Annotated in this window: 11 protein-coding genes; 9 read left to right on the forward strand and 2 right to left on the reverse strand. The window is 59.2% G+C overall.

Going from position 1 to position 12,125, the window contains the following annotated elements:
• Positions 1 to 65 precede the first annotated feature (65 nt).
• Positions 66 to 365 (reverse strand): hypothetical protein, encoded by a 300-nt coding sequence (locus NMA58_RS16255; protein ID WP_085779249.1) that lies wholly within the window; start codon positions 363 to 365, stop codon positions 66 to 68.
• Between the two features lie 302 nt (positions 366 to 667).
• On the opposite strand from NMA58_RS16255, the gene NMA58_RS16260 reads away from it, so the two are divergent.
• Together NMA58_RS16260 and NMA58_RS16265 are read left to right on the forward strand one after the other, a co-directional pair.
• On the forward strand, positions 668 to 1,579 hold the full coding sequence (locus tag NMA58_RS16260; RefSeq protein ID WP_430958610.1) for a glycosyltransferase family 8 protein: 912 nt from the start codon (positions 668 to 670) through the stop codon (positions 1,577 to 1,579).
• Positions 1,580 to 1,638: 59 nt separating this feature from the next.
• Positions 1,639 to 2,757: a glycosyltransferase family 2 protein gene (locus NMA58_RS16265; protein WP_434711230.1), complete on the forward strand. Its 1,119-nt coding sequence runs from the start codon at positions 1,639 to 1,641 to the stop codon at positions 2,755 to 2,757.
• 239 nt (positions 2,758 to 2,996) lie between these two features.
• Here the strand turns inward: NMA58_RS16265 and NMA58_RS16270 are convergent, their stop codons facing one another.
• Complete coding sequence (locus tag NMA58_RS16270; protein ID WP_434711232.1) at positions 2,997 to 4,106, reverse strand: acyltransferase family protein; 1,110 nt, start codon at positions 4,104 to 4,106, stop codon at positions 2,997 to 2,999.
• Positions 4,107 to 4,324: 218 nt separating this feature from the next.
• Here NMA58_RS16270 and NMA58_RS16275 point away from each other — a divergent pair, with 218 nt between their 5' ends.
• The 7 genes from NMA58_RS16275 to NMA58_RS16305 all read left to right on the forward strand — a co-directional run bounded on the left by NMA58_RS16275 (position 4,325) and on the right by NMA58_RS16305 (position 12,117).
• Positions 4,325 to 6,643 carry a membrane-bound PQQ-dependent dehydrogenase, glucose/quinate/shikimate family gene (locus tag NMA58_RS16275; RefSeq protein ID WP_434711234.1) on the forward strand — a complete coding sequence of 773 codons (2,319 nt, stop codon included), beginning with the start codon at positions 4,325 to 4,327 and terminating at the stop codon, positions 6,641 to 6,643.
• A gap of 291 nt (positions 6,644 to 6,934) precedes the next feature.
• Positions 6,935 to 7,429, forward strand: a complete 495-nt coding sequence (locus NMA58_RS16280; RefSeq protein ID WP_434711236.1) for a DUF305 domain-containing protein — start codon at positions 6,935 to 6,937, stop codon at positions 7,427 to 7,429.
• 397 nt (positions 7,430 to 7,826) lie between these two features.
• Positions 7,827 to 8,327, forward strand: coding sequence for an NADH-quinone oxidoreductase subunit J family protein (locus NMA58_RS16285; protein WP_085779254.1), 501 nt, complete (start codon positions 7,827 to 7,829; stop codon positions 8,325 to 8,327).
• Entirely contained in the window at positions 8,327 to 8,629 is a 303-nt protein-coding gene (nuoK, locus tag NMA58_RS16290; protein WP_097600726.1) for an NADH-quinone oxidoreductase subunit NuoK, read from the forward strand. Before NMA58_RS16285 ends, nuoK begins: the two co-directional genes overlap by 1 nt.
• A 5-nt stretch (positions 8,630 to 8,634) precedes the next feature.
• Complete coding sequence (locus tag NMA58_RS16295) at positions 8,635 to 10,098, forward strand: monovalent cation/H+ antiporter subunit D family protein (protein ID WP_434711239.1); 1,464 nt, start codon at positions 8,635 to 8,637, stop codon at positions 10,096 to 10,098.
• On the forward strand, positions 10,095 to 10,349 hold the full coding sequence (locus NMA58_RS16300) for a hypothetical protein (RefSeq protein ID WP_434711241.1): 255 nt from the start codon (positions 10,095 to 10,097) through the stop codon (positions 10,347 to 10,349). Before NMA58_RS16295 ends, NMA58_RS16300 begins: the two co-directional genes overlap by 4 nt.
• Complete coding sequence (locus tag NMA58_RS16305) at positions 10,342 to 12,117, forward strand: Na(+)/H(+) antiporter subunit D (protein WP_434711243.1); 1,776 nt, start codon at positions 10,342 to 10,344, stop codon at positions 12,115 to 12,117. The genes NMA58_RS16300 and NMA58_RS16305 overlap by 8 nt, the downstream gene beginning before the upstream one ends.
• The last annotated feature ends 8 nt before the right edge of the window (positions 12,118 to 12,125 follow it).

The raw sequence follows: 12,125 nt of genomic DNA on the forward strand, positions 1-12,125 counted from the left end.
CGCGGGAGGAACGCAGTTCCGCACCACGGTCCTCGGAAGGACGCGTGGCCGGTCGTGTTTCAACATCAGCCCTGCTGGCGCTCGCTGGTGGGTGCTATGCTATCGGCGGCGGAATTGCTTTGCCGCAGCCTGGCGCTACGCCGCGCAAAACCCGACAGGAAGACGCCGGCGAGATAGCCGATCTCCATGAGCACGAGGAGAGCGAGGCCGGAAGCGATCGCTGCGATCAGCGAGGAGCCGTCGGCGAATGCCAGGCTGCCGAAGCCGATAGCCACAAGAATTGCGAAAATCGCGAAGGCCCAAGCGCGGATCGAAGCGCCGGCGGCTATCGAAATCACGGCCGCCACCAGGGTGGTGATCAGCATGGCCATCTTCCTTCCCTCTGCATTTCGACAAGGACCCTGGCACCAATCGTCCTGCCACGGTTCAAGATATCGAAGCACAGTCCTGTGATAGGCACGGCTTTCTCCATGACGAGCGTCTCAACAATGGAACACACAACCGGAGGCGGGACGCTGTTTCAGCAAACGAGCGGTCCTGCGATCCGCAATATATACCCGACCGGACTGTCATACGACAGGTCAGCCGGGTCAATCAACAACTGCTCCCTCAACCCTGAAGAGAGCAGCCATTCACTCGCATTCAAGACAACCGGAAGGGTGATGACATGAACAATCAGTGCGTTGTCTACGTCACGGATGTGGAATATTCATTTCCGACTATCCTTTCCGCGCTTCAGGCTCGCAAATTCGCAAGTTCCGCAACCGACGTTTGCGTGCTTATGTCTGAACGTCTCGACAATTTCGGCGAGTTGAAGGCCCTGCTCGCCGCGAGCGGGGTCGAATTGGCAGATGCGACCGACGCACTGCAGGATTCGCTCGGCAAGCTTGACAGTTCGCATTTTCAGGGGCGCATCAGCGTTAGCACGATGGCCAAACTAGTCCTTTGCGAGATCCTGCCCACCCATTACAGCCAGATCATCTATCTCGATGGCGATACCCAGATCGTCAGCGATCTCGGCAAACTCGAAAACGCCAACGTGCCTGAAGGCCGGTTTTTCGCGGCCCGCGATTACACGGCAATCCAGGACTTCCTCAACACTGGGAAGGACAACCACTACTTCAATGCAGGGGTCCTTAAATTCCATCGCAACGGCTGGATCGGACAGGAGGCGCTTGAGCTTTTTGCCAGAAATCCCGAGGCTTGCGAGGGCAAACATGATCAGGGCGCATTAAATTATGTTTGCGGTTCGTCGCTCATCCTCGTGTCCAACCGCTGGAACTTTCCCAAGCAGTTTCTGCATCTGGTGAACATGTCGTCACTGGCGATCGTCCACTATATGGCGCATCCAAAGCCATGGCATGGGACCTTCTTTCCATGGACAGATCGTGAAAGCCAAGTCTATGTGGATCTGCGCAAAGCCCATCCGATTTATAACGCGCTCTATCGCGGAATAAGCCTCGATCGGAAGATACTCTATAAATATCGGTCGATACGGGCACGCCTCGAACACGCAATCGAAAGGAACGGCGCCCACCCGCGGGTTCAGAACCTGCTGGTTGGCGACTACGCAGTATGATGACGCATACTGGTCCGACCCAACAAATAAAGATCCGCATATAGAGCTCAGGATTGAAAATGAGTTATCGGGCTTCCGTCGCCAGTATCTCGCATTACGCAAAAGCCCGCCTGCGCCGGTCACTCAAGGCTCGGCAAGTTCGCTATGACGTGCTGCGCAGTGGGCTCAGACAGGCCCGCCACGTCGTCATCTGCGTCATCCGTGACGAGGGCCATCGGCTGGCATTCTTCCTCCAATATTATCGCGATCTCGGTTTCGAGCACTTCATCTGCATCGACAACGGCTCGGCGGACGGAACGGCAGAATTGCTGTCCGGTTTCGACGACGTCTCGCTTCTCTCGGCTCATGGCTCCTACAAGGCGGCAAGGTTCGGAAACGACTGGATCAACGAGGTCATCAACCGGCACTGTCAGGAGAAATGGGTTCTTTATGTCGATGCAGACGAGTTCCTGGTCTACCCGCATTGCGACACTCGGCCAATCGATCAGCTGACCGCCTATATCGAATCCACCGGCGGTCATTCCCTCCGCTCGGTCATGATCGACATGTACAGCGAGCGTCCCGTTCTCGAAAACATATGTGAACCCGGCCGCAACCCGCTCGAAGTCTGCAATCTATTCGACCGGTCCGGCTACGTCGCACATTTCGACGACCGCAACAGGACAACGTGGATCAAAGGGGGCGTCCGCGGACGCATCTATTTTCGCGATCGGCTCTGGGACGGGCCGGCGCTCAACAAGATCCCTCTCGTATATGTGACAGGTGAACGGCTGTTTCTCAAATCATCACACCAGGTCTGGCCGCTCTCCCTGAATCTGGGAGACATGCGTGGCGCGATTTGCGTATCCGCCGCCCTTCTCCACTTCAAATTCCTATCGACCTTCGTGCACAAGGTTGCCGATGCCGAGCACCTTTCTCAGCATACGGAAGAATACACTGTTTACTCCGCTGACAAGGGGATGGGCGGCTTCGTTTGTGACGATACAGGCACTTACGCAAGCTGGAGGGACTTGTCCGATCATGGGCTCATTCAAGGCGAAGGCTGGAAATATTGGAAGAATGTCTCCGGGGACGAAATCGAAACAGTCCAGCAGAACATGCCTGGCTCAGCGCAGCGACATCCGCAGAGAAGGCATGAAAATCGCTACGACCCCGCCTCCCTTGGATCGGCATCGTGACCGAACCTGGTAGCCGCCAATACGGCTCTATCGGACTTTCCGCCGTTCCGCTTCTTAGGGGGCAAATCTAAATCGAACGGCTCGACTGAAGCGTCACACGGTATGACTGCTTGAGGCATCATGCGATGGCATAAGCCCAGCATCAGCATTAAGCAGTCAGAGCCGCTGTGACGGCAAATCGCGATGATCTCTTCGCTGGTCGGCTTCGGTTTGCGGGCTCTCCGATGGCGACCGGAAGCCTATTTCAAAACCGCGCCGGCCAACTCCCGTCTTGAACCGCGCTGCAGGTACAGGTTCTCAAGCCAGGTCACCTGTTTCCTCAACCCCAACGCAGGCCTTTCGATAAAGTGCCACGAGAAGGCGGCAAAACAAGTGACAATCAGGCTGCAGACGATCCCGTTCAGCCACCAGTTATGCGCCCAGGGTCCGAGCGCGACGAAGGCCTGCTGGATGGGATAGCCATAGAGGAATACGCCATAGGAATAGTCGGCCCCCTGAAGCACTCCGAGCTTGCGGGGCGAGGTGAGGCCGAGAAAGACCGTTACATATCCAATAGCCGGAATGGCAACGAAGTCCCCAAAAGAGCTGAACCAGTAAGCCCACAATATGACGGCAACGGAAGCGATGAAGATGCGGACATCCCACAGAATCTTGTCCCTGTAGAGATAAATGGTCACGCCCACGAGGAAGGCGCCGATCAGCAAATTCCCCGACGCGGTCGTCGGCATGGATGCCCAGTTGCTTTCATGCTTCCAATATCTCGCAAGCCCAAAACCTACGATCAACGCCGCCGTTGCCACCAGCGCGATTGCACGCCGCTTGACCACGCCGAGCAGGAAAAGCACGGCGATCGCGACGTAACATTCAAGTTCGAAAGGCACGGTCCAGAGCTGGCCATTTACCATGGCGGCGTCAGGATTGTTCAGGAACACTCCCGGAAGATTGAAGTGAATGTGTCCGCTGACATTAAGCAGATAGGTAAAAAACTGGGCGTCGGTGAAGTAGTTACTGAGGTCATACTCGGTGTAGATCGCTCCAAGTATAAAAGCAGCCAGCAACACTTCCACTGCGAGAGCGGGGTAAATCCGGATAAACCGATTGCCAAGAAAGGAGATCAACGTCTTCGATCGCGCCAGACTGCCGGCAACCAGGAACCCGCTCAGGGCAAAGAACATGGGCAGTACCGACTTGATAAAGGGACGCAGGGGTGTTTCCCACAAAAACAGATCATCGCCATAGGTGACACGAGCCGTATGTATCCAAAGCACCGAAAAGGCCAACAGCAATCGCATGTAATCGAATCCTGTCGGCCGCCCCTTCGCCAGATCAAGCTTTTCGCCGAGAACCATCTGTGCCCCTTTCAGAAGTTTTGACGCAATCGCAAGCATCTTCGCCGGCCCGGGGACACGTGTCAGTGACCGCAGCTACATCATGAAAAATTTGAAGGGACTGCCTGTCTTCGGGACGAACACCTGACCATCGGTCCAACGCTCTGTGCTGCCGGAGGCGCCGTTCGATGGTCGGAGACGAATGCGGGCTATTGCGCAGCGAATTGGATGAGGAGACGATGAAATTACTGGCCGCTCTGTTCTGTATCGTTCTCGCCTTTATCGGATTGGGCCTGACGGGAGGCGGCGCCTTGCTGCTCAGCCTCGGCGGCTCGCCCTATTACACAATCACAGGACTTGCCTACCTCGTTGCGGCAGTTCTGCTGTGGCGCCGGAAGCCTCTCGGCGCATTGATTGTCCTGCTTGTCGCCGTTTTCACTCTTCCCTGGGCGTTATGGGAATCGGGCACCAATTTCTGGGCACTCTTCGCACGCTTGATGTCCCCCATCGCACTGGCGGGATTTGCGTTGCTCTTTGCACCAGCGCGCTTGCCCACCGTCGACCGAAAGCTCTTCCACGGCGGCGCCCTGCTTGCCGCCATTCTGTTTGCTGCAGGATTCGGTTTTGCCTTCATCCCGCATGAGGTGATCCGCCCTTCTGCAGACACCCCGGCTTACAAGACCGCCAAGGGCGACAACTCCCCTTCCGACTGGACATCCTATGGCCGCAGCACAGCGGGAGATCGCTATTCCCCGTTCGACCAGATCAACCGCAGCAATGTTGCCCAGCTTGACCTTGCCTGGACATATCGAACCGGAAGGGGCGACGGCGTCGATCAGAATACACCTCTGCAGATCGGGGATACGGTCTACACATGCACACCGACGAATGTGATCACAGCTCTTGATGCCGATACGGGAAAACCCCGCTGGACGTTCGACCCCAAAGCGTCGGCGCCCTATTGGCAGCGCTGCCGGGGCCTCGGCTATTACAAGATGCCGGAGGAACACCGATCGCCCGATGGCCTTTGCGACGAGCGTCTGATACAGACGACCATCGATGCCCGCCTCCTCGCGATTGACAGCAAGACCGGCGCGCCGTGCACGGCCTTCGGCGACAACGGTACTGTGCAGCTCTCCCAGGGCATGGGTGAAGTCAAGACCGGCTACTATTTCCAGACATCGGCTCCGTTGATTGCCCGCAACCTGATTGTCATCGGAGGCTGGGTCACCGACAATCAGGAGGTCGGCGAGCCGTCAGGCGTCATCCGCGCATTCAATGTGGTGACCGGCGAGCTCGAATGGGCCTGGGATCTCGGCAATCCTGCGATCACCAAGCTTCCGCCGGAAGGCAAGACCTATACGCGCGCCACGCCCAATATGTGGACGACAGCGGCGTTCGACGACAAGCTCGGCCTCATCTATGCCCCGCTCGGCAATACCACGCCGGATTATTACGGCGCCAATCGCCCGGCTTTCGCCGATCAGTATAACGCGACGTTGGTGGCGCTCGATGTGACGACGGGTAGGGAGAGGTGGAAATTCCAGACCGTGCATCACGATATCTGGGACTATGATCTGCCGGCCCAACCAGCGCTGATCGACCTGCCCGATGGCAATGGCGCCATCGTGCCGGCCATCTTGCAGACCACCAAACGTGGGCAGCTTTTCCTGCTCAATCGCCAGACCGGCCTTCCCCTCGCCGAAGTTCAGGAAAAGCCGGTGCCGCAGAGGGGAGGCGCGCCGGAGGAGAAACTGTCGCCGACACAGCCTTATTCGGTCGGCATGCCGACCATCGGCGCGGAACGCGTGACGGAGCAGCGGGCCTGGGGCCTGACAATGTTCGATCAGCTGGCCTGCCGCATCGCCTTTCGCAAGATGCGCTACGACGGGGACTTCACCCCGATCGGCACGCATCCTGCACTTCAGCAGCCGGGAAATCTGGGCGGCCTCAACTGGGGAAGCGTCTCGCTCGACCTCCCCAACAACCGCGTGTTCATGAACGACATCCGCGTACCCAGCATCTTCGCCCTCGTTCCGCGGGCCGATTACGTCGATTTCGCCCTCGTCACGACGGCGCACGGCCCCTCCGCTCCACAGCGCGGCACACCTTATGGTATGACGACCGAGAAGTGGACGTCGAGACTGCGCATTCCCTGCACGCAGCCACCATGGGGGATGGTGACAGCAGTGGATCTGAGCACACGCAAAATCGCGTGGCAGGTGCCGGCCGGGACTGCTGAACAGCTCGGACCGTTCAAGATCAAGATGAATTTACCCATGTCGATGGGCCTGCCGACCTATGCTGGCACATCTGCGACTGCCGGCGGCGTCGTCTTCTTTGCCGGTTCCCAGGATTATTACATTCGCGCCTATGACGCCGAGAACGGCAATGAGCTTTGGAAACATCCTCTGCCTGTCGGCTCGAGTGCGACGCCGATGACCTACGTCTCACCGAGGACAGGCAAACAATATGTGCTGGTCTCGGTTGGCGGAGCGGCAAATTCGACTGACGTCGGCGACTATGTGCTGGCCTTCTCCCTGAAAGAGGGGGATTAGCCAGCCGAAAGATTGGCTGACAGTAGATGATGGCATCGAAGTCGTGCGCGCTGGCCATGTGTGATCCTCTTGCTGCCGATCCGGGAACCAACCCGCTTATGCAAGGTTAAGGCGATATGCCTCCGAGTTGTTGCCTCGGAAACATCTGGAGCGGTTCAGCTTTTCACGGAAACGCAGAACCGCTCCAACCTTTTGGATTTACGCGATTCCGGAGGGAAACGGCTTCGCACTTTTCCTGGAATTGCTCTAACCGCCTTCCGACTCGGTCCGAAGGCCGGAAGGAAGCTAGCAATGCGCAACCACCACAATTCCCGACATGAGGGGATGAGCAGGCACCCCTATTCCATGTTCGCGGTCAACATGATCCTCAGCCTGATCGCCATGTACTTCGTGATGTTTTCAATGATCGACGGCTGGAGCGATTTCCGGAATAATCTCAACATGCTCTACATGGCGTTAATGATGGTGGCCCCGATGGGCATCATCATGCTCGCCACCATGGGCGGCATGTACCGGAACAGGAAGCTAAACGCCGCCATCCATGCCGGTCTGGTGATCCTGTTCGTCGCGGCCTTTGCAGGCACTCGCACACAGGCTCTCATAGACGACCGCCAATTCATCGCCTCTATGGTGCCGCATCATTCAGGTGCAATCCTCATGTGCCGGGAAGCAGTCCTCAACGATCCTGAACTGGTTGCTCTCTGCGCCAACATCTCGCGCGGCCAGCGTGCGGAGATTGAGCAGATGAACGCGATCCGCACGCGCCTGGATCAGGGTACGCGGTAAGACTCCTCGACCCGTTGTCAAACAAACAAGCCCGCGTTGGCGGGCATTGTTATTTGGATGCCAAGGCCTGATGGCAGAGAGACTTGCAACTTCGGCGGAACGGCCGGTGTTAGCTGGAAGAAATTTCCCACTACGCCGTAACCAAACCTAGGTACCTACCGGGTAATCCCATTTGCCTATGGAACAATAAAATAGGTGCAATCCGATCGAAAGCGCGGGCTTGGCAAGCGACCGTCGGCCACGTCCGGACCGGCTCGATCTTGCTCCCCCGATGACAATAATCTTGTGAAAAATCCGATACTAGGGCACAATTTGCGAAGGCATCTGAAGTTGCGGCGCAGTCTCGAATCCGGCCGTCTCGCGCCGAGTGGCAGTTCGCGTCGGAGGGTCGGCGTCGATGGATCAGGGGTTCTTTCTTCTGTTCGCTGCGGTATCCGTGATCACGGCCCTGACGGTGGTCCTGGCGCGCAATCCGGTTCACAGCGCGTTGGCGCTGATGGCGTGTTTCCTGCAGGTCTCGGCAATCTTCGTCTTGCTCCAGGCACCTTTGCTCGCGGTTATCCAGATCTTCGTCTATGTCGGCGCGATCATGGTCCTGTTCCTGTTCGTGATCATGATGATCGATGTGCGCGAAGCGGTGTTGCAGCGGTTCCTGCCAGGCGGCAACCTCCCAGCTCTGGTCCTGCTCGCCCTGCTCGGGGTCGAGATGCTCGTGCTGGTGCTCTGGAGCAACCGCTTTTCGGTCATGGAGCCAGTCGCGATGCGCAGCGGCGATGACGTCAGGCAGCTTGGCACAGCGCTTTTCGCCGACTATCTCCTGCCGTTTGAAACCGCCTCCGTAATCCTGCTGGCGGCCTTGGTCGGCGCCATCATGCTGGCGCGGAAGGAGCAGGGGTGATGGTTCCGCTCTGGTGGTACATTGTGCTTGGAGTGGTCCTGTTCGTGATCGGAGCGGCGGGCGTGCTGCTCAGGCGCAATATTCTCATCGTACTGATGTCGCTGGAGCTGCTGCTCAACTCGGTCAACATCAATTTCATCGCTTTCGGGCGTTACCACGCCGATTTCCGCGGGCAGATCTTCGCGATCTTCGTCATCGCAATCACCGCGGCGGAAGTTGCCGTCGCCCTCGGTATCCTGGTTGCCCTCGTGAGGAACAAATCCACCCTCAAGATCGACGACGTGACGGTGATGAAAGGATAGCGGCTTTGGACCCGGTTGTATCGATCCGGCCGTTGCTTGCCATCGCCGTCGCCGGTCTGGCGGCCCTTGCAGTTCTCCTTTTGCATAACCGCGAAAGACTTCGCGATCTGGTCTCGCCATTGGCCGCGATCGCCATGTTCGCGATTGTCTTGTCGATGGCGCCCACGGTGCTGGCTGGCGGGACGGTCGAATTGCGCCTGTTCGAGATTCTGCCGGGGATCGACTTTGCCTTCCGGGTCGATGCGCTCGGCATGGTGTTTGCCACCGTGTCGTCGCTGCTGTGGATCGTGGCGGCGATCTATTCCATCGGCTACATGCGGCATTTGAACGAGCATGCGCAGACCCGGTTCTTCGCCTGCTTCGCCGGCAGTCTTGCGGCCGCCGCCGGAGGCGCCTTCGCCGCCAATCTGTTTACGCTGGTGATCTTCTACGAAGTGCTCAGTCTCGTTACCTATCCGCTCGTCTACCACCACGAGGACGAGGAGGGATGGAGGGGCGGCCGCAAGTACCTCGTCTATCTGATGGGCGCATCGAAAAGCGCGCTGCTCGCCGCACTGGCGCTGACCTACCATATTGCGGGGTCGCTCGACTTTGTCGCAGGGGGGCTGCTGGCGGGGAGCGACGCCCCCGCGGCGCTGCTGACGATCGTCTATTTCTGCTATCTTTTCGGCTTCGCCAAGGCCGCTGTGATGCCGATGCATGCCTGGCTGCCCGCCGCGATGGTCGCGCCGACACCGGTCAGCGCGCTTTTGCATGCAGTGGCAGTGGTCAAGATGGGCGTGTTCTGCGTGCTGCGGGTGGTGTTCCATGTCTTCGGCACGGGGCTGGTGGATGGGCTGAGCCTCGGCATCGCCACGGCCTATCTGGCTTCGTTCACGATCCTGATGGCGTCGGTTTACGCCCTCACGCGGGACGACCTGAAGGCCAGGCTCGCCTATTCGACGGTCAGCCAGCTCTCCTACATCGTGCTGGGCGCGGTTCTGTTATCGCCGGTTGCGATGGTCGGCGGGATCATCCACATCGCAGCGCACGCATTCTCCAAGATCACGCTCTTTTTCTGCGCCGGCTCGATCTATTGCGCGTCCGGCAAGCGCAACATCAGCGACATGGCCGGTATCGGCCGCAGGCTGCCCTGGACGATGGGGGCATTTTTCATAGCTTCACTCAGCATGATCGGGATACCGCCGACCGCGGGCTTCGTCAGCAAATGGTATCTGGCGGAGGGCGCCGTGGCGGCGGGAGAGACCGCGTTCCTGGTCGTGCTCCTGGTGAGCTCGGTCCTGAACGCCGCCTATTTCCTGCCGGTCAGCTATGCCGCCTTCTTCCAGGCGGAGAAGCAGGAGAGCCGGACGACGGTCCGTGAAATTCCGCTGGTCACGATTCCGCTGGTCACGACGGCGATCCTGTCGGTGCTGATGGGCATTTTTCCGGGCTATTTTCTCACTCTGGCAGATGGAGTGATCCGATGAACAAGCGTGTCGTCGACTTCTTTGGTGCCGAGCAGTATGCGAGGTCGCGCCGCCGACTGTTCTACCTCGTGCTGGTCCTGATCGTCGTCGCCGACTTTCTGGTCTCTCGCGAACATGCCGAATATCTGTGGGACCGGCTGCCGGGCTGGTCCGCCGTCTACGGCTTCGTCTCCTGCGTCCTGCTTATCTTCGTTTCCAAGGTTCTCGGCCATCGGGTCGGGCTGATGCGGCGCGAGGACTATTATGACTGACTTCATCCATCCAGCTCTGCTCTTTATTCTCGGCGCCGTGCCGATCCCTTTCCTCAGCGGGTCGGTCCGCAAGGCCTATCTGCTGCTGATCCCTGCGCTGGCGATCCTTGCCGTACTTGCCATGGAACCGGGCAGCTATGGCGAAGCGCGATTCATCGGGCAGGAGATCCTGATCGCGAAGGTGGACAAGCTCAGCATCGTCTTCGCCACCGTTTTCACCATCATGGCGTTGATCGGCATGGTCTACGCGCTGCACCTGACGGATACCGGCCAGCACGTGGCGGCATTCGTTTATGTCGGCAGCGCGCTTGGCGTAGTGTTTGCGGGTGACTACCTGACCCTCTATCTGTTCTGGGAGGGCATGGCATTCGCCTCCGCCTATCTGGTCTTCGCGCAGCGTGCTGGACCGGCAATCCGGGCCGGGTTCCGTTACCTCATGGTCCATATCACCGGCGGCGTCGTCCTGCTCGGCGGCATCATTTCCCACGGGCTCGCCACCGGTTCACTGCTTTTCGGCCCGATCGCGGGGGCCCTCACCAACGGAGGAATGGAGGTCGGAGACTACCTGATCCTCGCCGGCTTCATCCTCAACGCCGCCGTGCCGCCGCTCAATGCTTGGCTGACCGATGCCTATCCGGAGGCGACGGTCACCGGGGCGGTGTTCATGAGCGCGTTTACCACCAAGACCGCCGTCTATGTGCTGGCGCGAGCCTTTCCGGGGACCGAGCTCCTTGTCTGGCTCGGCACCATCATGGCGCTCTACGGCGTCATCTACGCGGTGCTGGAGAACGATTGCCGACGGCTTCTCGCCTATCACATCGTCAGCCAGGTGGGCTATATGATTGCGGGTATCGGCATCGGCACCCAGATGGCGCTGAACGGAGCCGCCAGCCACGCCTTCGCGCATATCCTCTACAAGGCGCTGCTGTTCATGGGTGCCGGTGCAGTCATCTACGTCACCGGCCGACGCAAGCTCACCGAGCTCGGCGGGCTTCACAAGACAATGCCGCTGACCGTGGCGCTTTACATGGTCGGCGCCTTCGCGATCTCGGCCTTCCCGTTCTTCTCGGGGTTCGTCACCAAATCGATGGTGATAGCGGCCGCAGGAGCGGATCACCGCGCACTGGTGGTGCTGGCGCTGACCATGGCATCGTCCGGGACGTTCCTGCACACTGGCCTCAAGCTTCCCTATTACATGTTCTTCGGGACTGACCGGAAACTGGAGGCGCGCGAGCCGCCGCGCAACATGCTGATTGCCATGGGCATTGCGGCGGTGCTCTGCATTGCGATCGGGGTGTTCCCCCAGCCGCTTTATGCGCTTCTGCCCTATCCGGTGGATTTCGAACCTTATACGGGTTCGCATGTCACGGAGAGCCTCGGGCTGCTGATGTGCACCGCCCTGGGGTTCGTGCTGTTCCTCTGGGCGCTCGATCCCGAGAACACGATCAGCCTCGACACCGACTGGTTTTACCGCAAGGGTGCGCGGGCCTTCATGTGGCTCGCCGAAAGGCCGCTGGCGCGCTATGAGCAGGCGGTGAGCAATGTCTCCGAGACCGCGGCGCTGCCCTTGCTGCACGGCGCGGCGCGGGCAGGACTCCGTCTCGATCTGACCGGCGTCGATGCCGTCGTGAATGGCGTCGCCCACTCGATCCTGCACGGCGGCGGGCGGCTCAGGCGGCTCCAGACGGGCGTCGTGACCCATTACGTGCTGGCGATGATCGTCGGTTTGATCGCAGCCACCGCCGTCTTCGTCGTGGCGTGGCGGTAGGGGGTGCC

Source organism: Rhizobium sp. YTUHZ045 (genome assembly GCF_051124255.1).
Lineage (GTDB): Bacteria > Pseudomonadota > Alphaproteobacteria > Rhizobiales > Rhizobiaceae > Rhizobium.